Source organism: Humidesulfovibrio idahonensis (genome assembly GCF_054657715.1).
On record NZ_BAAHYE010000002.1, the window covers coordinates 892,558 to 916,247 of the forward strand.

The 23,690-nt window shown below is 64.8% G+C and carries 25 protein-coding genes and 1 tRNA gene; 11 read left to right on the forward strand and 15 right to left on the reverse strand.

Translation table 11 applies throughout. The annotated features are described in order from the left end of the window. Nucleotides 1-37 precede the first annotated feature (37 nt). From ACYQ4W_RS04455 to ACYQ4W_RS04465, 3 genes are read right to left on the reverse strand one after another with little or no spacing between them, the layout of a single operon-like run. Nucleotides 38-835, reverse strand: coding sequence for an amino acid ABC transporter permease (locus ACYQ4W_RS04455; protein ID WP_459853315.1), 798 nt, complete (start codon nucleotides 833-835; stop codon nucleotides 38-40). Next, entirely contained in the window at nucleotides 828-1,463 is a 636-nt protein-coding gene (gene tmk, locus ACYQ4W_RS04460; RefSeq protein ID WP_459853317.1) for a dTMP kinase, read from the reverse strand. The genes ACYQ4W_RS04455 and tmk overlap by 8 nt, the downstream gene beginning before the upstream one ends. Nucleotides 1,464-1,496: 33 nt before the next feature. Beyond that, complete coding sequence (locus tag ACYQ4W_RS04465) at nucleotides 1,497-2,546, reverse strand: 3'-5' exoribonuclease YhaM family protein (protein WP_459853320.1); 1,050 nt, start codon at nucleotides 2,544-2,546, stop codon at nucleotides 1,497-1,499. A gap of 158 nt (nucleotides 2,547-2,704) precedes the next feature. On the opposite strand from ACYQ4W_RS04465, the gene surE reads away from it, so the two are divergent. The 6 genes from surE to ACYQ4W_RS04495 all read left to right on the forward strand — a co-directional run bounded on the left by surE (nucleotide 2,705) and on the right by ACYQ4W_RS04495 (nucleotide 8,467). Further along, complete coding sequence (surE, locus tag ACYQ4W_RS04470; protein ID WP_459853322.1) at nucleotides 2,705-3,457, forward strand: 5'/3'-nucleotidase SurE; 753 nt, start codon at nucleotides 2,705-2,707, stop codon at nucleotides 3,455-3,457. Between the two features lie 93 nt (nucleotides 3,458-3,550). Then, nucleotides 3,551-4,474, forward strand: coding sequence for a class II fructose-1,6-bisphosphate aldolase (gene fba, locus ACYQ4W_RS04475; protein ID WP_459853324.1), 924 nt, complete (start codon nucleotides 3,551-3,553; stop codon nucleotides 4,472-4,474). Nucleotides 4,475-4,507: 33 nt separating this feature from the next. After that, nucleotides 4,508-5,491 (forward strand): type I glyceraldehyde-3-phosphate dehydrogenase, encoded by a 984-nt coding sequence (gap, locus tag ACYQ4W_RS04480; protein WP_459853326.1) that lies wholly within the window; start codon nucleotides 4,508-4,510, stop codon nucleotides 5,489-5,491. 170 nt (nucleotides 5,492-5,661) lie between these two features. Beyond that, on the forward strand, nucleotides 5,662-6,234 hold the full coding sequence (locus ACYQ4W_RS04485) for a GAF domain-containing protein (RefSeq protein ID WP_459853329.1): 573 nt from the start codon (nucleotides 5,662-5,664) through the stop codon (nucleotides 6,232-6,234). 10 nt (nucleotides 6,235-6,244) lie between these two features. Continuing rightward, nucleotides 6,245-7,258, forward strand: coding sequence for a type I glyceraldehyde-3-phosphate dehydrogenase (gene gap, locus ACYQ4W_RS04490; protein ID WP_459853332.1), 1,014 nt, complete (start codon nucleotides 6,245-6,247; stop codon nucleotides 7,256-7,258). A 9-nt stretch (nucleotides 7,259-7,267) separates the two neighbouring features. Further along, complete coding sequence (locus tag ACYQ4W_RS04495; RefSeq protein WP_459853335.1) at nucleotides 7,268-8,467, forward strand: phosphoglycerate kinase; 1,200 nt, start codon at nucleotides 7,268-7,270, stop codon at nucleotides 8,465-8,467. A 171-nt stretch (nucleotides 8,468-8,638) separates the two neighbouring features. On the opposite strand, the gene ACYQ4W_RS04500 is transcribed toward ACYQ4W_RS04495, so the two are convergent. The 5 genes from ACYQ4W_RS04500 to ACYQ4W_RS04520 form a co-directional block, all read right to left on the reverse strand. Next, a complete protein-coding gene (locus ACYQ4W_RS04500; protein WP_459853338.1) occupies nucleotides 8,639-9,433 on the reverse strand; it encodes an amidohydrolase family protein in 795 nt (264 codons plus the stop codon). 81 nt (nucleotides 9,434-9,514) lie between these two features. Next, the gene (locus tag ACYQ4W_RS04505; protein WP_459853340.1) at nucleotides 9,515-9,967 is read right to left on the reverse strand and encodes an acyl-CoA thioesterase; all 453 of its coding nucleotides are present in this window, start codon (nucleotides 9,965-9,967) and stop codon (nucleotides 9,515-9,517) included. Between the two features lie 19 nt (nucleotides 9,968-9,986). Next, nucleotides 9,987-11,174, reverse strand: coding sequence for a cofactor-independent phosphoglycerate mutase (locus ACYQ4W_RS04510; RefSeq protein ID WP_459853342.1), 1,188 nt, complete (start codon nucleotides 11,172-11,174; stop codon nucleotides 9,987-9,989). A gap of 13 nt (nucleotides 11,175-11,187) precedes the next feature. After that, nucleotides 11,188-12,483: a homoserine dehydrogenase gene (locus ACYQ4W_RS04515; RefSeq protein ID WP_459853345.1), complete on the reverse strand. Its 1,296-nt coding sequence runs from the start codon at nucleotides 12,481-12,483 to the stop codon at nucleotides 11,188-11,190. 9 nt (nucleotides 12,484-12,492) lie between these two features. Then, on the reverse strand, nucleotides 12,493-13,665 hold the full coding sequence (locus ACYQ4W_RS04520) for an aminotransferase class I/II-fold pyridoxal phosphate-dependent enzyme (protein ID WP_459853347.1): 1,173 nt from the start codon (nucleotides 13,663-13,665) through the stop codon (nucleotides 12,493-12,495). A 171-nt stretch (nucleotides 13,666-13,836) separates the two neighbouring features. On the opposite strand from ACYQ4W_RS04520, the gene ACYQ4W_RS04525 reads away from it, so the two are divergent. Then, nucleotides 13,837-14,289 carry a nucleoside deaminase gene (locus tag ACYQ4W_RS04525; RefSeq protein ID WP_459853350.1) on the forward strand — a complete coding sequence of 151 codons (453 nt, stop codon included), beginning with the start codon at nucleotides 13,837-13,839 and terminating at the stop codon, nucleotides 14,287-14,289. Nucleotides 14,290-14,428: 139 nt separating this feature from the next. Here ACYQ4W_RS04525 and ACYQ4W_RS04530 read toward each other — a convergent pair whose 3' ends face one another. Continuing rightward, on the reverse strand, nucleotides 14,429-15,301 hold the full coding sequence (locus ACYQ4W_RS04530) for a DUF3553 domain-containing protein (protein WP_459853352.1): 873 nt from the start codon (nucleotides 15,299-15,301) through the stop codon (nucleotides 14,429-14,431). 290 nt (nucleotides 15,302-15,591) lie between these two features. Between ACYQ4W_RS04530 and ACYQ4W_RS04535 the strand changes: the two genes are divergently transcribed. Further along, nucleotides 15,592-16,779, forward strand: coding sequence for an MFS transporter (locus tag ACYQ4W_RS04535; protein WP_459853355.1), 1,188 nt, complete (start codon nucleotides 15,592-15,594; stop codon nucleotides 16,777-16,779). A 2-nt stretch (nucleotides 16,780-16,781) separates the two neighbouring features. Beyond that, a complete protein-coding gene (locus ACYQ4W_RS04540) occupies nucleotides 16,782-17,156 on the forward strand; it encodes a hypothetical protein (protein WP_459853357.1) in 375 nt (124 codons plus the stop codon). A 79-nt stretch (nucleotides 17,157-17,235) separates the two neighbouring features. Here ACYQ4W_RS04540 and ACYQ4W_RS04545 read toward each other — a convergent pair whose 3' ends face one another. Next, on the reverse strand, nucleotides 17,236-17,676 hold the full coding sequence (locus tag ACYQ4W_RS04545) for a hypothetical protein (protein ID WP_459853359.1): 441 nt from the start codon (nucleotides 17,674-17,676) through the stop codon (nucleotides 17,236-17,238). Nucleotides 17,677-18,046: 370 nt separating this feature from the next. Here ACYQ4W_RS04545 and ACYQ4W_RS04550 point away from each other — a divergent pair, with 370 nt between their 5' ends. After that, entirely contained in the window at nucleotides 18,047-18,556 is a 510-nt protein-coding gene (locus ACYQ4W_RS04550) for a tetratricopeptide repeat protein (protein ID WP_459853362.1), read from the forward strand. Between the two features lie 180 nt (nucleotides 18,557-18,736). On the opposite strand, the gene ACYQ4W_RS04555 is transcribed toward ACYQ4W_RS04550, so the two are convergent. Both ACYQ4W_RS04555 and ACYQ4W_RS04560 read right to left on the reverse strand, forming a co-directional pair. Beyond that, a tRNA-Pro gene (locus tag ACYQ4W_RS04555) sits at nucleotides 18,737-18,813 on the reverse strand. 107 nt (nucleotides 18,814-18,920) lie between these two features. Beyond that, nucleotides 18,921-20,012, reverse strand: coding sequence for a glycosyltransferase (locus ACYQ4W_RS04560; RefSeq protein ID WP_459853364.1), 1,092 nt, complete (start codon nucleotides 20,010-20,012; stop codon nucleotides 18,921-18,923). Nucleotides 20,013-20,313: 301 nt separating this feature from the next. Between ACYQ4W_RS04560 and ACYQ4W_RS04565 the strand changes: the two genes are divergently transcribed. Next, the gene (locus tag ACYQ4W_RS04565) at nucleotides 20,314-21,078 is read left to right on the forward strand and encodes a hypothetical protein (RefSeq protein WP_459853366.1); all 765 of its coding nucleotides are present in this window, start codon (nucleotides 20,314-20,316) and stop codon (nucleotides 21,076-21,078) included. 11 nt (nucleotides 21,079-21,089) lie between these two features. Here the strand turns inward: ACYQ4W_RS04565 and ACYQ4W_RS04570 are convergent, their stop codons facing one another. From ACYQ4W_RS04570 to cbiQ, 3 genes are all read right to left on the reverse strand, one after another. Then, a complete protein-coding gene (locus tag ACYQ4W_RS04570; RefSeq protein ID WP_459853368.1) occupies nucleotides 21,090-22,007 on the reverse strand; it encodes an exopolyphosphatase in 918 nt (305 codons plus the stop codon). 107 nt (nucleotides 22,008-22,114) lie between these two features. After that, nucleotides 22,115-22,867: an energy-coupling factor ABC transporter ATP-binding protein gene (locus ACYQ4W_RS04575; RefSeq protein ID WP_459853370.1), complete on the reverse strand. Its 753-nt coding sequence runs from the start codon at nucleotides 22,865-22,867 to the stop codon at nucleotides 22,115-22,117. Next, nucleotides 22,868-23,677: a cobalt ECF transporter T component CbiQ gene (cbiQ, locus tag ACYQ4W_RS04580; protein ID WP_459853372.1), complete on the reverse strand. Its 810-nt coding sequence runs from the start codon at nucleotides 23,675-23,677 to the stop codon at nucleotides 22,868-22,870. Between the last annotated feature and the right edge of the window lie 13 nt (nucleotides 23,678-23,690).

Genomic DNA, 23,690 nt, shown 5'->3' on the forward strand with positions numbered 1-23,690 from the left:
GACATCCTCCTTGTTCCGGGCTCGGTTGTGGGCTGTGTCAGGCAGGATAGCTGAGACGCTGCTCCAGGTTCGCGGCCAGGGCGGAAAGGGCCGTGGTGACAAGCCAGTAGAGCGCCGCGACCGTAAACCATATTTCAAAGCTCAGAAAGGTCTCGGCCACGATGGAGCTGCCGCGCAGGGTCAGCTCGCCAATGGCGATGGCGCTGGCCAAGGACGAATCCTTGACCAGCGAGACGCTCTGGCTGGCCAGAGGCGGCAGCACGCGGCGCACGGCCTGGGGCAAAATCACCAGGCGGTAGGCGGAGAACGTGCTCATGCCCAGGCTGCGCGCCGCGTCCCACTGGCCGGGGTCCTGGGAGACGATGCCCGCGCGCAGGACTTCGGACACGTATGCGCCCTCGAACAGCGAAAGGCCGAGCACGGCCGTGGTGAGCGCGTCCATGCCGATGACCGGGGCCAGCACGAAATAGAGGAAGAGCAGTTGGATGAGCAGCGGCGTGTTGCGCGCGGCCTCCATGTAGCAGCGGGCCAGGGCCCGCCCGGCCACCGAGCCGGACAGGCGCAGCAGGGCGGCGGCAAGCCCGCAGCACAAAGCGCCAAGACCGGACAGCGCCGTGAGCTTGAGCGTGACCAAGAGGCCTTGGAGCAGGGGCCCCGCGGCGTTATCCGGGGTGATGACGAAGGCCGGGACACGGTACCATTGCCAGTTGTAGCCCAGTGTTGCGGCGCCGCGCGCCACCAGCCACAACAAGCCCGCAACGGCCAGCGCAAAGAGAAGCCCGTCGCGCAGGACAGGGCCGCCGAGGCTGGATGCTGCGGGCTTGGGGTCAGGCATGCAGACGGCTCTCCACCTGGGCGCGCACTGCGGCGGCTATCTCGTCCACGCCGCCGGAGGCGTCCACGAGCTTGATGCGTTCGGGAAAGCGCAGGGCCAGGGCCTTGTAGCCCTCGCGCACGCTGGTGTGGAAGGCCAGGCTCTCGGCCTCGAAGCGGCCCTCGGCCACGGTTTTGCCCTCGGCCTTGTTGCGGTTCACGGCGCGCGTGAGGCCAACCGCGGGGTCGATGTCCAGCAGGATGGTGAGGTCTGGCCAAAGGCCGTCCACGGCCAGGGTGTTCAACCCGTGGAGCAGTTCCGCGTCCAGGCCGCGTCCATAGGCCTGGTAGGCCACGGTGGAGTCGGCAAAGCGGTCGCATAGGACGATTTCGCCGTTGGCCAGGGCCGGGCGGATGACCTGCGCCACGTGCTGCGCGCGGTCGGCCAAATAGAGAAACAGCTCGGCCCGGGGGCAGAGGTCGCGGTTTTCAAGGGAGAGCAGCACGCGCCGCAGCTCCGCGCCGATGCGGCTGCCGCCGGGTTCGCAGGTGAGATGCACGCGGCGTCCCAGAGCCTCAAGCCGCGCCTTGAGCAGGGCTATCTGCGTGGACTTGCCCGTGCCTTCAATGCCTTCAAAGGTGATGAACATGCGGTGCTGTTTCCTTATTGCTGTGCGAAGCGGCTAGTCCGAGCCCAGCGGCAGGAGCAGGAAGCGCTCGTCCACGGACGCGTCGATCTTTTTCGCGTCCGCCTTGGGAATCTCGGCCGGAACCGGGGTGTGCGGCGCGCGGTACAGATAGCGGTCCAGGTAGCGCTGGAACGGCGTCCAGCTTTGCTCCGTGCCTTCCAGCTCCGAGTAGGCGCCGGCCAGGGTGTTCAGCTTGGCGTCGATGTTGTCCGCAAAGTGCAGGATGAAGGCCTCCGGGGTCTTGGGCCTGCGGGGCGAGCCGAACTCGTACTCGCCGTGGTGGGCGATGATGAGGTGCTTGAGGTGCAGAATGAGCGTCTCGTCCAGGTCCTTGGCCTTGGCCAAGAATGGCTCCACGCGCAGCAGACCCAGCTGGATGTGCCCCAGCAGGCGGCCTTCGTCGGTGTACTCGCACGAAAGCCCGCTGGAAAGCTCCCAGGCCTTGCCCAGGTCGTGGAGCAGGGCGGCCACAAGGAGGATTTGGCGGTCCAGGTGCGGGTAGAGGTCGCACAGGGCCAGGCAGGTGCGGGCCACGGCCAGGGTGTGCTCCAGCAAGCCGCCGGCGTAGGCGTGGTGCACGGCCTTGGCCCCGGTGGCGGGCAAAAGTTTGGCGCGTATCTCCGGGTCGCCCAGGATCTTCTTCATCAGCGCGCGCCAGGGCTTGTGCGTCAGCTCGCGGCGGCACAGCTCCTCAATCTCGGCCATCAGGCCGTCCGGCTCAACAGGGCTTGGCGGCAAAAGTTCGGCGAGGTCCACCTCTGCGGCGTCCACTTCGGTCAACTGCTCGACGGTGAGCTGGCATTTCTCGCGGTAATTGGCGGCCAGGGCGCGCACCTGCACGACCTGCCCGGCGGAAAGGCCTGGGTGCTGCTGCGACAGCGGGCTCCAGACCTTGGCTTCCATTTGTCCCGTGGAATCCTGCAGCACCAGGCTCCAGTACGGGCCGTTGCGCGACTGGCCTGTGCGGGCCTCCGCCAAAAGAAAAATGTCCTGTATCGTCTGTCCGGGGCTAATGTCCCGTATGTACACGGCTTTCGCAATCACGGCCTTGCCATCTCCCTCAGGTTGGGGTACTGCGCCTGTACCGCGGCGTGCGGCGGGCAGGGCGTCCCTTGTGCCGCCATATTTGCCCTCAAGCGGCGCGCAATGTCAAACTGAACAAAGGCCCGGACCTTGCGGACCGGACAAGCAAAGAGGCTTCCATGCGCATCCTGCTCACCAACGACGACGGCATTCAGGCCGTTGGCCTGCGCGCCATGCACCGCGCACTGGTCGACGCCGGGCACGAGGTCCATGTGGTGGCGCCGGTGACGGAGCAGTCGGCCGTGGGACACGCCATCACCCTTTCCGCCCCCCTGCGCGTGAAGGAATTCCGCGACGAGGGCTTTTTCGGCCTTGGCGTCACCGGCACCCCGGCGGACTGCGTGAAGCTCGGGCTTTCCACACTGGTGAAGGAGCGGCCGGATATGGTCGTGTCCGGCATCAACTCCGGCGCCAACGTGGGTGTGGACCTTTTGTACTCCGGCACGGTCTCCGCCGCCACGGAGGGCGCGTTCATGGGCTTTCCCGCCATGGCCGTGTCCATGGACGACTTCAACCCCACGGACCTTTCCGGCCAGGCGGCCTACGCCGCTGCGCTGCTGCCGCGCTTGCAGCTTAGCAAGCTGCCGGAAAAGTGCGTGCTGAACCTGAATTTTCCCGCCCGGCCCATGGGCGACGTCCTGGGCTTCAAGCTGTGCCCGCACACCCGCGTGGCCTATGAGGACTGGTATGTGGAGCGCCTGGACCCGCGCGGCCGCCCGTATTATTGGATGTGCGGCGAGCTGAAGGCCGAGCGCATCAGCCCGGACCGCGACCGGCGGCTGTTGACCGAAGGCTGGGTGACCCTGACGCCGCTCAAGTTCGACTTCACGGATCATGAAACGCTGAACCTGTTGGAGTCCATGCTTTCCTGACCCTCGTGTTGACATGAAATTCATAGCGTGACATGACTTAAGCTGTACGTAGAAGCCATTTAGAAGCCTCTTCACGACCGCAAGGAGGAATCCATGCCCTTAGTCTCGCCCAAGGAAATGTTTGCCAAGGCCTACACCGGCGGCTACGCCATCGGCGCGTTCAACGTGAACAACATGGAGATCATCCAGGGCATCATGGAGGCGGGCAAGGCGGAGAACGCGCCGCTCATCCTCCAGGTTTCCGCCGGAGCGCGCAAATACGCCGGCCAGGGCTACATCATCAAACTCATGGAGGCCGCCCTCCAAGAAACCGATCTGCCCGTGGTACTGCACCTGGACCATGGCCCGAATTTCGACCTGTGCAAGACCGTCATCGACGGCGGCTTCACCTCGGTCATGTACGACGGCTCCGCCCTTCCGTATGAGGGCAACATCGCCGAGACCAAACGCGTGGTCGAATACGCCCACGAGCGCGGCGTCTGGGTCGAGGCCGAACTGGGCCGCCTGGCCGGCGTCGAAGAGGACGTGAGCTCCGACGAGCACATCTACACCGACCCGGAGCAGGCCGCAGACTTCGTCGCCAAAACCGGGTGCGACTCCCTGGCCATCGCCATCGGCACCAGCCACGGCGCATACAAGTTCAAGGGCGAGCCCAAGCTCGACTTCGCCCGTCTGGAGAAGGTCAGCCAACTGCTGCCCGGAGTGCCCATCGTGCTGCACGGCGCCTCCAGCGTGCCGCAGGAGTTTGTGGCCATGGCCAACCAGTACGGCGGGCATGTGCCCGGCGCCTGCGGCGTGCCCGAGGACCTGCTGCGCAAGGCCGCCAGCATGGCCGTGTGCAAGATCAACATCGACACCGACATCCGCCTGGCCATGACCGCGACCATCCGCAAGCACCTGGCCGAGAACCCCGGTGACTTCGACCCCCGCCAGTACCTCACGCCCGCCCGCACGGCCGTGAAGGAAATGGTTCAACGCAAGATCAAAAACGTTCTGGGCTGCTCCGGCAAGGCCTAGGACGAAAGAATACCCCGCGAAGGAGCGAGACGCATGGCGACGAGAATTGGCATCAACGGCTTTGGCCGCATTGGCCGCTACCTGACCCGGCTTCTGGCCGACCAGCCCGATCTGGAGCTTGTGGCCATCAACGCGCGCGCCACCAACAAAGATCTGGCGCACCTGCTCAAATACGACTCCGTGCACGGGCCTTTCCCGCGCGTGGAGGGCAATGAGAACGGCTTCCTCCTCGACGGCAAGCAGGTCAACGTGACCCGCTTCGCCACCGGCGAATGGAGCTGGAAGGACATGGGCTGCGACCTGGTCGTCGAGTCCACCGGCAAGCTGAACGACCGCGCCGGCTGCTCCACGCACCTGGCCTGCGGCGCGCGCAAGGTCATTCTCTCCGCCCCTGGCAAAGAGATGGACGCCACAGTGGTCGTCGGCGTGAACGACGCCGACCTGAAGCCCGAGCACCGCATCGTCTCCAGCGCCAGCTGCACCACCAACTGCCTCGCTCCGGCCGCCCAGGCCCTGCACAAGGCCTTTGGCATCAAGCACGGGCTCATGACCACCATCCACTCGTACACCATGGACCAGCGCCTGCACGACGGCTCCCACAAGGACATCCGCCGGGCCCGCGCCGCCGCCCTGAACATGGTGCCCACCACCACAGGTGCGGCCCGCGCGCTTTCGCTGGTCATTCCCGAACTCAAGGGCAAGCTCGACGGCTTCGCCATCCGCGTGCCCACCCCGGACGTGTCCATTGTGGACCTCACCTGCGAGCTCAATCGCCCCACCACCAAGGAAGAAGTCAACGCGGTCATGAAGGCCGCGGCCAACGCGAGCTTCGGCTACTGCGACGAACCCCTCGTGTCGTCGGACTTCGTTGGCAGCACCTTTGGCGGCGTGCTCGACTCCGGGCTCACCACCGTCATGGACGGCACCCAGGTGAAGCTCATCGTCTGGTACGACAACGAGGCCGGGTTCACCAACCAGCTCGTGCGCCTCATCCGCAAGGTGGCCGACTTCGGTTAGCCTGCCTCGGCAAAGGGTTTTGAAAGGGGGCTTCGGCCCCCTTTTTCATTGCCGCGCACAGGTGTGACGCCGCAGTCACGTTGTTGGGAATATTCATGCGCTCGGCAATATTTCTGCTGACATTTTATGATAGCGCAGATAGATAGTGGCTGTAACCTTAGGAGGATGTCATGACGAAATCGCCGGAACGCAGTGAACGGTATTTTCGCACCCTGGCCGATGTGGCCAAGGTGGTGAACTCCAGCCTTGAACCCGCTAACGTGCTCTCCGCCGTGGTGGAGCAGACCGCTTTGGCCCTGGAGGCCAAAGGCTGCACCCTGCGCCTGCTCGACCGGTCCGGCACGCGGCTTTTGCCCAGCGCGGCCTACGGCCTCTCCAAGGAATACTTCCGCAAGGGCTCCGTTGATCTTGCGCACAGCGAAGTTGACCGAGAGGTGCTCGCCGGCAAGACCATCCACATCGCCAATGTCCAAAGCGACCCGCGCTTTCAGTATGGCGAGGCGGCCAAGAAAGAGGGCATCGTCACCGTGCTGGTGACCCCCCTTGAGGTCGAGGGCCGCGCCATCGGCATTCTGCGCATCTATTCAGACAACGAGCGCAGCTATGATGAACTGGAGACGGACTTCCTGCACGCCGTGGCCGACATCAGCGCCATGGCCATTGAGAACGCCCGGCTTCACCAGGCCTTGAAAACCGATTACGAGATGCTGGCCTCCTATGAACGCCGCATCTTCGAAGACTAAGGAGGGCGGCATGCTGCGCGTCGGAATCAACGGCTTTGGCCGCATCGGCAGACAGGTTTTGAAGGCCCTTTACGACAACCACAAAGACGTGGCCACTGTGGTGGCCCTGAACGATCTGTACGACGTGAACACCAGCGCCCACCTGCTGGAGTTCGACTCCACCTACGGCCGTTCGCCCCATGCCGTGTCCGTCAGCGAAAACGGCGGCATCAACTACGGCGACTGGTCCGTGGCCTGCTATGCCGAGCGCGATCCGCGCAACCTGCCCTGGGGCGAACTCGGCGTGGACATCGTCATCGAGTCCACCGGCCTGTTCACCACCGGCCCCAAGGCCCGCGCCCACATCGAAGCCGGAGCCAAAAAGGTCATCATCTCCGCCCCGGCCAAGGAAGAAGACATCACCATCGTCATCGGCGTCAACGAGCACCTGTACGACCCGGCCAAGCACCACATCGTGTCCAACGCCAGCTGCACCACCAACTGCCTGGCGCCGGCGGTCAAGGTCGTCAACGATGCTTTCGGCGTGGTCAACGGGCTCATGTGCACCATTCACAGCTACACCAACGACCAGCGCATCCTCGACCTGCCGCACCGCGACCTGCGGCGCGCGCGGGCCGCTGCGCTGAACATCGTGCCCACGAGCACAGGCGCTGCCAAGGCCGTGGCCCTCGTCATTCCCGAACTCAAAGGCAAGGTGGACGGCTATTCCCTGCGCGTGCCCACGCCCACGGTCTCCATCGTGGATTTCGCCTGCACCCTGTCCAAGCCGACGGACACCGCCACCCTGCGCGCCACCCTGAAGACCGCCAGCGAAGGCCCGCTCAAGGGCATTCTGGGCTTCTCGGAGCGTCCGCTGGTCTCCACCGACTTCCGCGGCGACCCGCGCTCCAGCATCATCGATGCGGAGTACACTGTGGTTTCCGGCTCCGGGCTGGCCAAGATCGTCACCTGGTACGACAACGAATGGGGCTATTCCTGCCGCGTGGCGGACCTCATCAAGCTCATGGCCGACAAGGGCCTTTAGGACGAGATCATGCTTTATCTCAAGGATATCGACGTTTCCGGCAAGAAGGCGCTCATTCGCGTTGACTACAACGTGCCCCTGGACGGCACACGCGTCACCGATGACACGAGAATACGCGAGAGCCTGCCCACCCTGCGCCACATTCTGGACGCGGGCGGGGCTGCTGTCATCTGCTGCCACCTGGGCCAGCCCAAGGGCGAGGTGAAGCCGGAGTTCTCGCTGGCTCCCGTGGCCGCGCACCTGGCCGGGCTGCTTGGCGTCAGCGTGCCCCTGGCCTCGGACTGCATCGGCGCGGACGCCAAGGCCAAGATCGCGGCCCTGGCCGGCGGCTCCGTGCTCATGCTGGAGAACCTGCGCTTCCACAAGGCCGAGACCTCCAAAGACCCGGCCGAGCGCATGGCCTTTGCCAAAGAACTCATGGACGGGCTGGACATCTACGTCAGCGACGCCTTCGGCGTTTCGCACCGGCCCAACGCCTCCGTCACCGAGGCCCCGCTCGCAGCGCCCAAGGCCTGCGCGGGGTTCCTCATGGAGAAAGAGTGGCAGTACCTGCACGGCGCGTTCTCCAACCCCAAGCGGCCCTTTGTGGCCGTTTCCGGCGGCAGCAAGGTGTCGAGCAAGCTCGGCGTGTTGAAGAATCTGCTGGGCAAGGTGGACCACCTGATCATCGGCGGAGCCATGGCCAACACCTTCCGCCTGGCCCAGGGCATCGACATGGGCGACTCCCTCGTTGAGCGCGAGCTGCTGGACGAGGCGCGCAGCATTATGGACGCTGCGGCCGACGCCCGCACGCACATCCACCTGCCGGTGGACTTCGTGCTCGCCAAGAGCTTCAAGGACAGCGTCGCGGCCGTTTCCTCGCATACAGGCGCCGTGCCTGCCGGGCTCATGGCCCTCGACATCGGCCCCAAGAGCGTCATCGTCTTCGCCGACATCCTGAAGGGCGCGGGCACCGTGGTGTGGAACGGCCCCATGGGCGCGTTCGAGAATCCGGCCTTTGCCGCCGGGTCCATCGGCGTGGCCAAGGCCATCGTGGCCTCGGGCGCGCTCAGCATCGTGGGCGGCGGCGATACCGACGCCGTGGTTCATGCCGCGCACCTGGGCGACAAGTTCAGCTTCATCTCGACCGGAGGCGGCTCGTTCCTGGAGTTCCTGGAAGGCAAGGAACTGCCCGGCTTCAAGGCGCTGGAAGACGCTGCGAAGAAGTAGGCTCAGACCCGTCCCGCCTCCGCTTGCATCCGCCGACCTCTGGCGGCAGTAAAACAAAACCCCCGGTCCGGCATTGCGCTGGATCGGGGGCTTTCATTTATTCTCGTGCGTGCTGCGAAATGCGCGCGAAAGGGGCGGGGAGGGCGTCAGGATGAGAAACGCCGCGTTCTCTCAGACGCGCTCGGGGAACAGCGCCGTGCCCGCATTGAGGATGGTTTCGGCGCGCACGCCAAGGGGCGCGATGCGGCGCTCCACCAGGGCGATCTCGTCCGCCGGGTCGAACAGCGGATAGTCGCTGCCGAAGAGCAGTTGCTCCGCCGGGTGCTTGGCGATGAGTTCGCGCAGGGTGTCGTCGTCGATGAAGGACAGGGAGCTTGAGGTGTCGAAAAACACGTCCATGCCAGCCAGATTCTCCACCACGCAGCGCCAATGGCTGAAGCCGCCCAAGTGCGCGGCGATGATGCGCGGACCGGGAAAGGCGCGGCGCAGCTTGGCCATCTTGATGGGGCAGGAGGGGTTCTTTTCCGGCGGCAGGGTGTCGCCCACGTGGATCATGAGCGTGAACTCGTCGCCGATGATCTCCATGAGGCGGTAGAACTTCGGGTCGTCGAGGAAAAAGCCCTGGAAGTCCGGGTGGAACTTGAGGCCCTTGATGCCGGCGGCGCGCAGGCGCGCAAGCTCCTTTTCCGGCTCGGCATAGTCCGGGTGCAGGGTGCCGAAGGCCGTCACGCGCTTGGACTGCCGCTCCATGTCCATGGCCCAGTTGTTGGCCGGGACGACCTGGGAGGGGTCGGTGGCGGCGGTGTGCACCACCACGCGGCCAATGCCGGCGTTGTCGGCCCGGGCAAGCAGATCGTCCAGCACACCGGTGCCCTGCGGATGGATTCCGTAGTGCGTGTGCAGTTGGTTGATGGCTTTTTCAGCAATTTTTGGATGGAAAACGTGCGTATGCGTGTCGGTGAACACTCTATGAAGCTCCTGTTTGCGTGGGGGGGATCACTACACCCAGGCAAGGGGCGGAGCAAGAGAAACGAGGCGAGGGAGTGCTTACTGCTGGGCGCTTGCGGCGGGCTGGGGCTTGCTCTCGCATACGTCCTTGAACCAGCCCGGCACGGCGACGGGCTTGCCCTCGCGGCTCACCATGGGATGTTCGGTGTAGCCCTGGGCGGTCAGCTTGGATTTGTCCTCGGTCCAGAACTCGTAGACGATGAGCATGCTGGCGCGGCGCCACTCGGCCACGCCGCAGTGCACCCACAAGAGGTCGTCGTAGCGGGCGGGAACGCGGTAGCGGCACCAAGCCTCGCGCACTGGCAGGATGATGCCGCGCTCTTCCACGATGTTGTAGCCCATGCCGCGCTCGCGCAGGAACTGGCCGCGCGCCCGCTCGAAAATATGCAGGTATTCGCCGTAATACAGCACGCCCATGGCGTCGGTCTCGCCATAGGAAACGCGGTGCGCGTACCAGGTGTCGCTGGCGGGGAAGACCTTGGGGAAGTCCATGCGCGGCTCCTTTGCTAGACTACGCCAGCTGGCGCAGGGCCCAGGGCAGCAGCTCGTGCCCGGCCTCGATGCCAAGGCCCGCGCCGCGGGCGATGGCCTCGCTGAAGGCCGCGACACCCGAAGGCTCGCCGCCCGCCCGCCACAGCAGGAAAGGCACCGGGTCCGGCGTGTGCGTCTTTTCCGCAATGGGCGTGAAGTGGTCGCAGGTGACGAGGAAGGCCACGTCCTGCCCGGCCAGGGCCTGGCGCATGGGGCCGACGATGCGCGAATCAAAGCGGCGGATGGCCTCGACCTTCTCCTCCGCATTGCCCGCATGCCCGCACTCGTCCGGACCTTCCAGGTGCACGAAGGCGAAGTCGCCGTGTTGCAGGAACTTGAGCGCCGCGTCGACCTTGCCTTCGTAGTTGGTGTCGATGAGCCCCGTGGCTCCGGGCACCTGCACGACCTCCATGCCCGCCGCGCGGCCAAGGCCCCGCACCAGGTCCACGGCGGAGATCACCGCGCCGGTGAGACCGAAGGCGCTCTTGAATTCCGGCAGCATGAGCGGCCGGCCCTGACCCCAGGGCCAGATGGACTTGGCCTTGGTGCCCTTGGCCGTAAAGAGCAGGCGCTCCTCGGCCAGGAAGAGCAGGTCCCACATGCGGGCGCAGCGCGAAAACTCGCGCATGTCCGCGTGGAGGGACTTGCCGGTGATGTCGTGCGGCGGGCTGATGCGCAGCTTGGCCTCGTCTTCCGTGGCGCCGCCCTTGTGCACCAGCAGGTGCCGGTACTGCACGCCGGGGTAGAAATGAAAGGTCTCGTCGCCGAGCCTGGCCTGCAGGTCCTCCACCAGCGGTGCGGAAACCTCGGTGGTGATGTGCCCGGAGGAATAGTCGAGCATGGTGCCCTGGGCGGAGAGTTCCGTCAGGTTCACCAGGTTCATGCGCCACACAAGATCGTCGGCATCGAGCTTGAGGCCCTGCGCCGCGGCCTCTATGGGCCCGCGCCCGGTGTGGTGCTTTGCCGGGTCAAAGCCCAAAAGCGACATGTTCGCCACGTCGGAGCCCGGCGCCATGCCTTCTGGAATGGTGCGGCAGGTGCCGATGGTGCCCGTGGCCGCCATTTCGTCCATGTTCGGGGTGGCGGCGGCCTCCAGGCAGGTCTTGCCGCCAGGGGCCTCGTCGGCCCAGCCGCCCATGCCGTCGGCGATGAGGAAAACAAGCTTCATTGCGCGGTCCGCCTTACAGGATGGGGAAGTGCACAGTGGGGCGGAGCGTGAAGCTCATGCCGTCAATGGCCTTGATGGTCGCGTCCACGGCGCTTTGGCGCGCCTTGTGCGTCAGGAACACGATGGGCACGTCCGCCGCCTGGTGGTCGCCCTTCTGCACCGCCTGGGCGATGGAGATGTCGTGTTCGGCCATGGTGTGGGCGATTGCCGCCAGCACGCCGGGCTTGTCGGTGACGGAGAAGCGGAAATAGTGCATGGAAACGCCCTCGCTCGAAGGCAGGATGTCCGCCTCGGGCAGGGGCTTGTTGCCGAAGCCCGTGTTGTCGAAGCTGGCGCAGGGGGCGTTGAGCCCGCGGCACAGCGCCATGATGTCGGCCATGACCGCGCTGCCTGTGGGCAGGTCGCCCGCGCCCTGGCCGTGCAGCATGATGGGCCCGACCGCGTTGCCCTCGACGCGCACGGCGTTGTAGTTGCCGCCCACGCGCGCCAAAAGGTAGGTGTGCTTGACCAGCGTCGGCTCCACGCTGGCCTCTATCCTGCCGTCCACCTCGCGGGCCTGGGCCAGCAGCTTGATGCGGTAGCCGAACTCGCGGGCGAACTCGATGTCCAGCCCGGTCACCTGGGTGACGCCGCGTATGGGCAGGCGCGAGAGCGGGAAGTCGCGGCCGTAGGCCAGGCGGATGAGCACCACCAGTTTGTGCGCAGTGTCGAAGCCTTCGATGTCGAGGGTCGGGTCGGCCTCGGCGTAGCCCAGGTTCTGGGCCTGGCTCAGGGCCGTGTCGAAGTCGAGATGATTCGTCGTCATCTCGGAGAGGATGTAGTTGGCCGTGCCGTTCAAGATGCCCGTGAGCCGCTCGATGCGGTTGGCCCCCAGCCCTTCGCGCAGGGTCTGCACGATGGGAATGCCGCCGGCCACGCTGGCCTCGTAAAAAAGTCCCAGCCCCTTGGCCGCGGCCAGGGCGGAGAGTTCCGGCCCGTGCAGCGCCAGCAGGTGCTTGTTGGCCGTCACCACATGCTTGCCCGCCTCAAGGGCGCGGGTGATGAGGCTTTTGGCCGCATCCACCCCGCCCATGAGCTCCACCACCACGTCGACGTCCTGGCCGAGCAGGTCGTCCGGGCTGGTGGTGAACCGCACCTCGGGACCGGTCGTCACGGCGCGCTTCTTGGTCAGATCGCGCACGAGCACGGTGGTGATGGCGATGTTTCGCCCCGTGCGCGCGAGAATGATCTCGCGGTTTTCGTGCAGGATCTTGGCGAGCCCTGAGCCGACCGTGCCGAAACCGGCGAGTCCGAGGCGCAGCGTATTCATGTGTGTTTCCTATTTCCCGAAGAACTTTTTGAGGTTGCGCGTGGCCTGATTGATGCGGTGGCGGTTTTCCACCAGGGCGAAGCGCACGTGGTCGTCGCCATAGTTGCCGAAGCCAAGACCGGGCGACACAGCCACCTCGGCCTCGCGCAGCAGCAGCTTGGAGAACTCGACGCTGCCCATGTGCTTGAATTCGTCAGGAATTTCAGCCCAGACGAACATGGTGGCCTTGGGCGGCTCCACAACCCAGCCCGCGCGGGACAGGCCGTCGATGAGCGCGTCGCGGCGGTCCTGGTGCACGTCCATGATCTCGCGCACGCATTCCTGCGGGCCGTTCAGCGCCGTGCACGCGGCGATCTGGATGGGCTGGAAGATGCCGTAGTCCAGGTAGCTCTTGATGCGGGTGAGGGCCTGCACCATGTCGCGGTTGCCCACGCAGAAGCCCACGCGCCAGCCGGCCATGGAGTAGCTTTTGGTGAGCGAGAAGAACTCGACCGCGACATCCTTGGCGCCCTTGGCCTGCATGAAGCTCGGCGCCACGTAGCCGTCGTAGGTGAAGTCCGCGTAGGCGAAGTCGTTGATGACGTACATGCCGTTTTCTTTGGCGAAGTCCACGATCTTCTGGAAATAGTCCACGTCCGCGCAGATGGTCGTCGGGTTGTGGGGGTAGTTGACCACGAGCAGCTTGGGCTTGGGCCAGGTCTGCTTCACCGCGATCTGCAGGTCCTCCAGAAAGTCGCGCCCCTTGCCCATGGGAATGCGGCGCACGTCTGCGCCCGCGATGATGGCTGCGTAAGGGTGGATGGGGTAGGAGGGATCCGGTGCGAACACCACGTCGCCGGGGGAGAGCATGACCAGGGCCAAGTGGGCCAGACCTTCCTTGGCGCCCAGGGTCACGACGACTTCCTGGTCGTGGTCCAGCTCCACGCCGAAACGGCGCAGGTACCAGTTGGCGATGGCGAGCCGGAGGCCCTTGATGCCCTTGGACGCGCTGTAGCGGTGGTTTGCGGACTTTTGCGACGCCTCGATGAGCTTTTCGACGATGTGCGGCGGGGTGGGCAGATCCGGGTTGCCCATGCCGAGGTCGACGATGTCTGCGCCCTGGTGGCGCATTTTCATTTTCAGTTCATTGACCTGGGCGAACACATACGGCGGCAGTCTGTGTACTCTGGGAAATTGCTCCATGGCGCGCTCCTTACTCCCCCATGTGGGCCGGAGATGATTATTTTGCAGTCCGGAACCATATATGCGGCGGCATGGTCATGTCAAAAGCAATGATGCCGAAAATGAGGCGTGTTGCCCGCCGTATTTCCGGGTGTTATGCATGATCAAAAGCTTGAAGGCAAAGGGGGCGGCATGACGAAAGAAGACTATGCGCGGATGCTTGAGGTGGCGCTTGCGGAAGCGCGGGCCGGACTGGCCGAGGGCGGCGTGCCCATCGGCGCGGCCTTGTTCGACGCCACGGGGCTGTTGCTTGGGCGCGGGCACAACCGCCGCGTGCAGGACGGCGACCCGGCCATGCACGCCGAAACAGCGGCCTTCCGCGCCGCGGGCAGGCGCAAAAGCTACCGCGACACCATCATGGTGACGACCCTGGCGCCGTGTTGGTACTGCTCCGGCCTGGTGCGGCAGTTCGGCATCGGCACCGTTGTGGCGGGCGAGAGCGAAACCTTTTCCGGCGGCCTGGCCTGGCTGCGGCGCAACGGCATCAAGGTCGTGGACCTCAAGAGCGCTGCCTGCCGCGAGCTGCTGGGCGCGTTCATCAAGCAGCGGCCCGAGGTCTGGAATGAGGATATCGGTGTGGACTAGGCTTTGGCCGGCCGTAGCCCCCACGGGGGAAGCAATCCGAGGATTGCCGCTCCCGTGCGGGTTGTGCGCCGCCGCGCATGTGGGGTGATGTCTGTGGGCGGCCAAGGCCGCCGGACGGCCCGGGCGCGGGGGCGGCGGGCTACTGCTGCTGCGAGCTCCAGATGAAGGTCTGGACGTCGAGGAGGTCGTGGGGAACCAGCACCTGGCGGGTGTTGAGCTGGTCCGACACGAAGGCGACGAAGGCGCGCACGCGCTCGTAAATGCGCCAGTTGGGGTGCGGGTTGAAGGACAGGTCGTAGGCGAAGGCCTCGGCCGACTTGAGGGTGATGGTCGGCTTGACGAAGACCTGATGCTGCGGGTCCTGCAGGAAGGGGAAGTAGGTCGCCAGGGTCCACTTGCAGCAGCCCAGGGCGGTCAGCATCTGGATGAAGCTGTCGAAGCGCTGCTTCTGCGGGTCTTCGCCGTAGAGCTGGTTGAAAAGGGCGCGCGCAAAGAGCTCCTTCTGCGCATCGCCGCGCTTGAAGGCCTCGCGCAGCGTCGTGGCTTCCTGCGGGAAAATGAAGTTGGTCTTGCCGATGACCTTGAGGGCGGTCTTGCACACTTCGTCGTACTGCTTCGCGCCGATCATGGCTTCGAAGGCGGGGCGGTCCAGGTGCTCGCGGAAGAATTCGCAGGCCTTGAGCTTGTAGTCGCGCTCGGTCGAGATGTATTCCGCGTCGTCAAAGCCGTTTTTGCGCTTGGCCAGAAACGACTGCTCGATGTCCTGCATGGGGCGGAAGCCCTTGAGGCTGTGCGTGCGGTCCACCTGGTCGAGCACGAAGTGGCTTTCCGGCGTCTCACCGGTTTCCAGCCTGTCCACGCGCATGGTGGCCTCGCCGTGGAATTCAAAGAAAACACGGGCATTTATGTTGTCCGTCGTGTACAGGACCTTTCCCAGTCCCCACTCCGGTTTTGCTGGGCACGTGACAAAGGCTCCATCTGTAATGCTCACCGGTTCTGCTGCGATACTCATCTGTTCTGCTCCATGTGATTCTTGTGGTCGAGAGGATTTGGTCAGTCGAGGCGTCTTCCGCGTCTGCTGGCAGGGTAGCCCACGCGTGGCACACAGCACAAGCAATACCTTCCGCAGATTTTGGCCAGGAGGCGATTGCGGGGAGGAAATCGGCCCAGACGGGAGTGGACATCCCGGCACCGCTCGGACAAGATGCACCGACCAGCGCCGCTTGGCGCCGTTCTGGAGGTTCAATGCCCGTCAGTGTTTCCAGCCGGTCTGAAACTGCGCCGCCAAGCAGATTGCGCGGCTTGGCCCGTTCCTTTCGGCATCGCGACTACCGCCTGTTCTTCGGCGGCCAGTTTATTTCGCTCGTGGGCACCTGGATGCAGCAGACCGCGCAGTCCTGGCTGGTGTACCGCCTGACCGGTTCAAGCCTGAGCCTTGGACTGGTGGGCTTTGCCGGGCAGTTCCCCGTGTTCGTGCTGGCCATCTTCGGCGGGGTCATGGCCGACAGGCTGAGCCGGCGTTCCGTGCTCATCGGCACGCAGGCCGCCGCCCTTGTGCAGGCCGCGCTCCTGGCCTGGCTCACACTGGCCGGGCACATCCAGGTCTGGCAGGTCATGGTGCTGGCGGCCTTTTTGGGCGTGGTGAACGCCGTGGACATGCCCACGCGGCAATCGTTCATTGTGGAGCTGGTGGGCAAAGAGGACCTGCACAACGCCATTGCGCTCAATTCCTCCATGTTCAATTCCGCGCGCATCCTCGGCCCCTCCGTGGCCGGCGTGATGCTGGCGGCCGTGGGCGAGGGCTGGTGCTTCAGCCTGAACGCGCTGAGCTTTCTGGCGGTCATCGTGTGCCTGCTGCGCATGGGCGTGCCCGCCAAGCCCGCGGCCCGTTCCAACGCCTCGCTGCGTGAGCACCTGCGCGAGGGCTTCGCCTACGCCTGGCGCACCAGGGAGGTGCGCACCATCCTGCTGCTGCTCGGCGTTTCGAGCATCATCGGCATGTCCTATGTGGTGCTCATGCCCGTGTTCGCCGAGGAGATTCTGCACAGCGGCCCGCGCGGCCTGGGGCTGCTCATGGCGGCCACGGGTTGCGGCAGCCTGTGCGGAGCGCTGCTTTTGGCCTCCCGGCGCGAGAGCCGGGGCATCGGCCGTTTCGCCTATTTCGGCATGCTCGCCTTTGGCGCCAGCCTGGTGCTGTTCGCCCAGTCGCCGAACTTCTGGCTTTCGGCCGGTCTTTTGCTGCCTGTGGGCTTTAGCATGATCGTGAGCATGGCCGCGGCCAACACCATGTTGCAGACCCTGTGCCCGGACGAACTGCGCGGCCGCGTCATGGCGCTGTATTCCATGGTGTTTATGGGCATGGCACCGTTCGGCGCGCTGCTTTCCGGCAGCCTTGCCCACATGTTCGGCGCAAAGGCCACGGTGACCGCCGGGGGCGTTGCCTGCGTCCTGGTGCTCGGCCTGTTCGGCCGGAAGCTGCTGAGGCTGTGAACATGGCGCGCGGAACCCTGTGGCGGCTGTTCGCCGTGGGCGTGTTGCTGTTCGGCCTTGGCTGCGCGGTCTCTGTTTATCTTGTCGCGCCAGGCGACGCGGTCGACGGCGCAGGGTATGTCGCCGAAGGCGGCGAGGTCTATTCCGTCCGGCCCGAGGACTCTCGATCCTATCTGCGGAACCTGGAGTACATCGGCGGCAAGTCCGCGGTGTTCATGGTGGAGCTGCGCGGATGGTTCGCAGGCGTGTGGAGCGGCGGTGCCTTTGCCGTGCTCATCGCCCTGGCTGCGGCCTCGGCGTCCATTGTGTGTCTGCGCGCGGCGGACCGGGCGGACCGTCAAGCTCAGTCCAACTCCGCTCCGCATCCTGACGAGTAGCGTCTCCACCTTGCCGCAAATCAAACGGGGGCACTGTTCCCAGCGCCCCCGTCAAATCCAGTGGTCGGTGTCCGGCCGGTTACTTCCAGGCCGGTGCGATGGGCGGCAGCTGCCGGCCCTGCTTGATGATTTCGACGCCCTGGGCGAAACGCTTGTGGTACGTGCCTTCGGTCAGGGTGGTGGCGATGTTGACCGACAGGCGGCGTTTGGTGACCACCGTGACCTTGGTGTGGCCGGAATCGACCGGCGCGACCCAGGCGCCCATGACCGTGCCCGCGGAAACGATGTTCATGCCGGAACTGGTCAGCATGTAGTTGTCCGCTTTATGCTCCTCAATGGCGTCGCAGCCCTCCCAGCGGAACACGGCTTTGGAGATGTCCCAGGCCTGTTCGGCCGTCACGTCATACACCTGGGTGGTGCCCTCGGAGCCGTCCTGTTTGGCCTGGATCACGTCATTCATTGAGGCGCAGCCTTGCAGCAGCAACAGCATGAGAATCATCGGCGTGAGCAGTTTGCGCATGATTTTAGCTCCTGATTTTGTTCGAGGTTTTATATAATTTGCGATTGCCGTGTTGATTTTGAATGCGCTGAATACGCAATGCCGACGGACTTTGTCTAGTGGAAATATCAATTGCTCGCATTGGAATATGCTAAAATAGCTGATAGCGTGACTTCGCCGTAAGCGCGGAAGGGCGTGGATGGGGCGCGAGGGCCAGCGCGTGCGTTTGCGGGCATGGGCATCCGCGGTGCGCAACGGCGCAATGCCTCCCCGCCCCCTTGTCTGCGCCCGCGGCCTTCTGGTATCAGGTGGGCAAGTGGACAAGCCACGCATCCCCTGATGCCCTCCTTGGTTCAACCTTCACAGGCCTTGCGCCGCAGGAGAATCCCATATGCGCACACGCAGCACAGTCCAAGTGTTTTGCAGCCTGTTGTTCGTGCTTGCCGCCGCGACTTCCGCCTCTGCCCAGGCGATGCCGCAGGAATGCCAGGATGCGATGGAGATCCGCAGTCCGCAGGCCCAGGTGGACATGTTCACCCGCTGCCTGGACACCGGCAGGCTGAACGGCAACGAGAAGGCCACCGCCTTCAAGCAGCGGGCCATAGCCTACATGCATCTGGGCCAGCACCAGCGGGCCCTCGACGACGTCAACCAGGCCATCAAGCTCAAGCCGGGCGATGCGGACGGCTACTATCTGCGGGGTTTCGCCTATCGGGCCCTTGGCCAGTACCAGCGCGCCATTGAGGAGAGCAACCGGGCCATCGGCATCGAGCCGGAGTATGCCGGAGCCTATGCCACGCGCGCCTTCGCCAACCAGGCTTTGGGCAACATCAGCCAGGCCAAGGCCGATGCCAGAAGGGCCAAGGAGCTCGACCCCAAGGTCAAGGTGCCGATTCTTTAAGCGGCGGGGCGCGGAAAGCCACCCCGTGCAGGGGGTGAACCCGCGGCTTCGGAAAAGCGTTGGAAACTGCCGAGAGCGGCCGTTTCATCTTGTGCGGGCGAATTTCGCTTGTGTGTCAACGAGACGTGTTGAAACGAAAAAGGGCTTACGGATATGCTCCGTAAGCCCTTGAGTCGTCGGTGGTCGGGATGAGAGGAGTTGAACCTCCGGCCCCCTGAACCCCATTCAGGTGCGCTACCAGACTGCGCTACATCCCGACGTGCGAGGAGGGCATTTACCCCTCCTGTCTCAAGTTTGTCAACCAAAAGCGTGAGAAAAATTCAAAAGACTCAAAATTACCTGCAGTGGCAGGAGCTTTTCCTGCTTAGGCGCGCAGGCACGCTTCCAGCTCGGCAAAGGTCTTGCCCTTCTCGAAGCGCTCCAGCAGCCGCTGGCGTCCCTGGACGCCGAGTGTTTGCCGCAGCTTGGCGTCGCGCATGAGCCGCAGCAGGTTCGCGGCCAGGGCGGCGGCGTCCGGTCGGCACAGCAGGCCCGTGCGGCCATGCTCCACCACCTCGGGAATGCTGCTGACGTCGAAGGCGGCCACGGGCAGGCCCATGCACATGGCCTCGGCCAGGACGAACCCGAAGCCTTCCCACAGCGAAGGCAGAGCGAAGATGTCGATGCTTTGGTGAAACGCCTTCATGTCGGCCACAAAGCCCAGGAACTCCACCGTACCGTCCAGGCCCAGGCGGCTGGCCTGCGCCTTGAGCTCGCCTTCCAGCTCGCCCGCACCGGCGATGAGCACCCGGAAGGGCGCCGGCTGGGTTTTGAGCAGCGCGGCGGCGTCGAGGAGCAGGCTCTGGCCCTTTTGCCTGGTCAGCCGTCCCGCCGTGCCGATGACGATTTCGTCCGCGCGGCGGGGCACAAGCGCCTGGCTTTGCCGCGCGTCGAACTCCGCCACATCGAAGCCGTTGTACACCAGATGGATGCGTTCCTCGGCAATGAGCCTGGAATTCTCGGCCAGCACGCAGCGCTTGGTCTCCAGCGAATTGACGATGAGCTTGGTGAGCACCCGGCCGTAGAAGAATCTGTTGCTCAGGCGGTCGCGCACGGGCACGGCGATGCCCCGGCGGTAGATGATGTCGGGCACGCCTGCGAGCTTGGCCGCAAGGCCGCCGGCTTTGACATCGCGCGGGAGGCAGAGCAGCACGGCGTCCACCTGCTCCTGCCGGAAAAAGCGCGCCAGCTTGGCGATGGCGCAGGGATTGAGAAAGGACATGCCGCCCAGGGACGGCGTGAACAGACGTATGCCCGCAACGCCCGCCAGGCGCTGCGCCAGCACGCTGCCCTGGTTTGCCACCACGCTGACCCTATAGCCCTTGTCGCGGGCTAGCAGCGCGTTCTCCAGGTGCCAGTGCTCGCCGCCGCCCCAGGGGCGGTTGGAGTTGAAGAAGCAGAGGCTCTTGGGCTGCATGGAGATCCTTGGCGGGCAAAGGGTTGTGGGAAGTCGGGCTCTCGCTCCCGGATGGAGCGCCAGGCCCTTCTTCCTATCCATTTGGCGCGCCGCGGGCAAGGGCGGCGTGCGCCAGCCGGTGTTCCGGGGCCGGTGTGACGGAGTTGATGTTCTGCCGCTGGTGTCCTGCCGCAGGCCGACCGCGCGTGAAGCCGTTGTTCCGCCGCCGGTGTCCCGTGGCAAACCGGCTGCGTGTGCGCATTGCAAGGCCGCATGCAATGGCGTACGTATGCAAGGAGATGATACTCAAGAGAGGCGCTGCGTGAACCAGTATAAAACCTTGGCGGATGCGCTGGAAACCGAGGTGCTCAGCGAAATGGCCGGCACCTTCTTCGGCGCGCGCAAGGCATTGGAAAATCAGGCCGAAGACATGATGCTCGTGGTCGAAAGCCTGCGTCCCGCCGCCTTGAAGGTTTTTTCGCGCGTGCTGTTTCTGCGCACCCTGCTGCTCGGGCCGGAGGGCGAGGCGGCGCTGTTCGCCGCCCTTGGCCTGCCGCCGCAGTTTCCAGAGGTTCAACTGCGCCACGGCGAGCGCGCCTGGCGGCCGGACCGCCTGCCCTTTGCCCTGCTGCAGTCCTCGCGCTTCGTCAAGGCCGTGCTGCTGGCCTATGCCGAGGTGGCGCACGCCTGCGAGGTCTATATGTCCGGTGAATATGTCGACGATCCGGACCACAAGGGGCGCAAGCGCATGAGCCCGAACTACAAGACCGCGGAAAGCCTGTGCGCGGCGCTCAACAAGCGCGTGGCCAAGCTCAACGCGGAGATGGAGCCCTCCGCCGTGCTGCAGTACGCGCGCAACATCGGCACCCAGGAACAGCCCGGGCAGGGCTCCATCACGAACCTGCTTGGGGCGGAGAGCCTGGACAAGGGGCTCATGTTCAGCCCGGTGGACTTTGCCGGGCTTGGATTGTGGCGCGCGCCGCATCTGCCCGCCCTGCAGGAGTGCGAGTCGAAGCTGAGCGCCTTTGCCAAGGCGTTCTATGCCGCCCACACGGACGAAGTGCGGCGGGTGATGCGGGATTATTAGCCGAACGCTTTTTAGCCTGCGGCGGTGATGCTGGCCATGATGGCCGTGATGACTTCTTCCGCGCGCTCCACCGGCACCTGGCAGGTGCCGACCTTGTCGTGGCCGCCGCCGCCGTACTCCAGCATAAGCTTGCCCACGTTGGTCTTGCAGTTGCGCTTCAAAATGCTGTGGCCAACGGTGATGACCACGTTCTGCTTCCGCACGCCCCACATGATCTGCATGCTGATGTTGCACTTGAGAAACAGCGTGTACACCAGGAAACGGTTGCCCGCGTAGATGATGTCCTCGCCGCGCAGGTCGGTGACGATGATGTTCTCATGCACTTTCGAGGTACGGCGGAGCATGTCCACGAACAGGCGGGACTGCTCGATGAACACCTGCACGCGTTCGTCGACATCGTGCAGTTTCAGGATTTCCTCCGCCTTCATGGTGCGGCAGTAGTCGATCATGTCGAGCATGAGCTGGTAGTTGCTCACGCGGAATTCCTTGAACCGGCCCAGGCCCGTGCGCGGGTCCATGATGAAGCCAAGCAGGATCCAGCCCTTGGGGTCGGCTATCTCTTGGGCGGTCAGGTTGCCGCTGTCCACCTTGTCCACGGCGTCGAGCATGGGGTGCAGGTGTTTGGACAGCTTGGTCTCGCAATCGTAATATTCCCAAATGACGCGCGCGCAGCTCCGCAGCGGCTTGGCCGATCCCTTGAAGACAAGGTCTTTGCTGACGCGCGACTGCTCGCTGGTGTGGTGGTCGAACCACATGCCGCAGCCGGGAACGTAGGGCACGTTGGCCAGCACGTCGTTCTCCGTCACGGTGATGAGCCCGTCTTGCAGGTCCTTCGGGTGGGCGAAAAGAAAGTCGTCTATGATCCCAAGCTCTTTGAGCAGCACCGAACAGGCAAGTCCATCAAAGTCGGAACGTGTCACAAGACGCATGGGCGATCCTTTGGCTGTATGTGAACGCGGCATAGTACGATTACATTTCATTATGCCGATGGCAAAGGACCTGTCAATATTCGCGGGGAATTAAAGCGAAAGAGACTTCAGACGCCGCCGCAAATGGGGCAGGCCTGCATGCTCAGGGGCGGCTCCAGGGCGCAGCCGCACAGCAGCTTCGTGTTCTGAAAGATGTCGCGGGTGGGGCCGTCGGCCATGATGCGTCCCGCGTGCAGCACGATCGTCCGCTCGCAAAGGTTCAGCACCATGTCCAGGTCGTGGGTGGCCACGATCTTGGTGTGCGAAAAGCCGCGCAGCAGTTCGATGAGCAGACGCCTTGAGCGCGGGTCCAGGTTGGCCGAGGGCTCGTCCATGACCAGGATGTCCGGCGAGCAGGCCAGCACAGTGGCGATGGCGACGGTGCGCTTTTCGCCACCGGAGAGCCGGTAAGGCGGCCGGGCCTTGAGGTGCCGCGCGCCGACCATGTCCAGGGCTTCGTCCACGCGCAGAGCGGCTTCCTCCGGCGAAAGGCCGATGTTGAGCGGGCCAAAGGCCACATCCTCCGCAACGGTGGGCATGAAAAGCTGGTCGTCGGGGTCCTGGAAGACCATGCCCACTGTGCGGCGCACCTCGCTCAGGGTGCGCTGGCTCACGGGCACGTCGCCCACGCGGACGCGCCCTGTCTGGGGCAGCAGGCTGCCGCAAAGGTGCTGGAGCAGGGTGGATTTGCCCGCGCCGTTCGCTCCCACAAGTCCGACGGACTCGCCATGATGGATGGTGGCGTTGATGCCGGTGAGCGCCGGAGTGCCGTCCGGATAAGAATAGGAGAGCTCTTTGATCTCGATGATGTGGTGGCTCACTTAAAACAGCCCTCCGGCCAGACTGCCCAGAAGAAGCGGCAGGTCGTAGATGCGTATGGCGATGAAGAACAGGCACCAGACGAGGCAGAAGCGCCATTCGCCGGCGCCGAAGCGCGTCTCTGCGCGGAACTCGGGCATGCCGCCGTCGAAGCCGCGGCAAAGCATGGCCTGGTGCACCCGGCCCGCGCGGTCCAGGGTGCGCAGCAGCAGGCTGCCCAGCAGCGAGCGGTATTCGCGCAGGCTGGGCGAGGTGGCGCGGGCGCAACGCAGGGAGCGCGCATGCATCATGCGGGTGGCTTCTCCGGCCAGGACGAAGATATAGCGGTACAGAAACTGGAGCTGCACGAGAAACACCCTGGGCATGCCCATGCGCCCCAGGGCGCGGCAGATGTCGTCGAACCCCGTGACCGCCAAAAGGGCGAGGCCGGTGGTGACGGCCATGAGCGAGCGCAGCACGATGGAGCTGAAGGAGAGCATGCCGCCGGTGACGGCCAGGGGGCCGAAGTGGAGCAGCACCGCGCGGTCCAGCAGGGGGTTGAAGATGCCCACCACAAGGACGAAGGGCAGGGCAAGCGCCGCGCGCCGCAGCAGCATGCCGAGCGGTACGTTGCCCAGTGTGGCCAACAGCAAGGGATAGGCGGCGAAGGGCAGCAGCCGGGACACTTCATAGTGCCCCAGCGAGAGCATGGAGACGAGATAGAGCGCCGTCACCAGCACCTTGGCCCGGGCGTCCAGGCGGTGCAGCGGGGTGTCCTGCGTGGCCAGGTCGTCCAGGCGGCGCAGTTCCAGCAGGGCGTTTTCTATGCTCATGCGGGCCTTGTAA

What these genes read in the sequence shown, in the direction of transcription:
- ACYQ4W_RS04455 (WP_459853315.1), bottom strand. Translation starts at nt 835, where the DNA reads ATGCCTGACCCCAAGCCCGCAGCATCCAGCCTCGGCGGCCCTGTCCTG.
- tmk (WP_459853317.1), bottom strand. Translation starts at nt 1,463, where the DNA reads ATGTTCATCACCTTTGAAGGCATTGAAGGCACGGGCAAGTCCACGCAG.
- surE (WP_459853322.1), top strand. Translation starts at nt 2,705, where the DNA reads ATGCGCATCCTGCTCACCAACGACGACGGCATTCAGGCCGTTGGCCTG.
- fba (WP_459853324.1), top strand. Translation starts at nt 3,551, where the DNA reads ATGCCCTTAGTCTCGCCCAAGGAAATGTTTGCCAAGGCCTACACCGGC.
- gap (WP_459853326.1), top strand. Translation starts at nt 4,508, where the DNA reads ATGGCGACGAGAATTGGCATCAACGGCTTTGGCCGCATTGGCCGCTAC.
- ACYQ4W_RS04485 (WP_459853329.1), top strand. Translation starts at nt 5,662, where the DNA reads ATGACGAAATCGCCGGAACGCAGTGAACGGTATTTTCGCACCCTGGCC.
- gap (WP_459853332.1), top strand. Translation starts at nt 6,245, where the DNA reads ATGCTGCGCGTCGGAATCAACGGCTTTGGCCGCATCGGCAGACAGGTT.
- ACYQ4W_RS04495 (WP_459853335.1), top strand. Translation starts at nt 7,268, where the DNA reads ATGCTTTATCTCAAGGATATCGACGTTTCCGGCAAGAAGGCGCTCATT.
- ACYQ4W_RS04505 (WP_459853340.1), bottom strand. Translation starts at nt 9,967, where the DNA reads ATGGACTTCCCCAAGGTCTTCCCCGCCAGCGACACCTGGTACGCGCAC.
- ACYQ4W_RS04510 (WP_459853342.1), bottom strand. Translation starts at nt 11,174, where the DNA reads ATGAAGCTTGTTTTCCTCATCGCCGACGGCATGGGCGGCTGGGCCGAC.
- ACYQ4W_RS04515 (WP_459853345.1), bottom strand. Translation starts at nt 12,483, where the DNA reads ATGAATACGCTGCGCCTCGGACTCGCCGGTTTCGGCACGGTCGGCTCA.
- ACYQ4W_RS04520 (WP_459853347.1), bottom strand. Translation starts at nt 13,665, where the DNA reads ATGGAGCAATTTCCCAGAGTACACAGACTGCCGCCGTATGTGTTCGCC.
- ACYQ4W_RS04525 (WP_459853350.1), top strand. Translation starts at nt 13,837, where the DNA reads ATGACGAAAGAAGACTATGCGCGGATGCTTGAGGTGGCGCTTGCGGAA.
- ACYQ4W_RS04530 (WP_459853352.1), bottom strand. Translation starts at nt 15,301, where the DNA reads ATGAGTATCGCAGCAGAACCGGTGAGCATTACAGATGGAGCCTTTGTC.
- ACYQ4W_RS04540 (WP_459853357.1), top strand. Translation starts at nt 16,782, where the DNA reads ATGGCGCGCGGAACCCTGTGGCGGCTGTTCGCCGTGGGCGTGTTGCTG.
- ACYQ4W_RS04545 (WP_459853359.1), bottom strand. Translation starts at nt 17,676, where the DNA reads ATGCGCAAACTGCTCACGCCGATGATTCTCATGCTGTTGCTGCTGCAA.
- ACYQ4W_RS04550 (WP_459853362.1), top strand. Translation starts at nt 18,047, where the DNA reads ATGCGCACACGCAGCACAGTCCAAGTGTTTTGCAGCCTGTTGTTCGTG.
- ACYQ4W_RS04560 (WP_459853364.1), bottom strand. Translation starts at nt 20,012, where the DNA reads ATGCAGCCCAAGAGCCTCTGCTTCTTCAACTCCAACCGCCCCTGGGGC.
- ACYQ4W_RS04570 (WP_459853368.1), bottom strand. Translation starts at nt 22,007, where the DNA reads ATGCGTCTTGTGACACGTTCCGACTTTGATGGACTTGCCTGTTCGGTG.
- cbiQ (WP_459853372.1), bottom strand. Translation starts at nt 23,677, where the DNA reads ATGAGCATAGAAAACGCCCTGCTGGAACTGCGCCGCCTGGACGACCTG.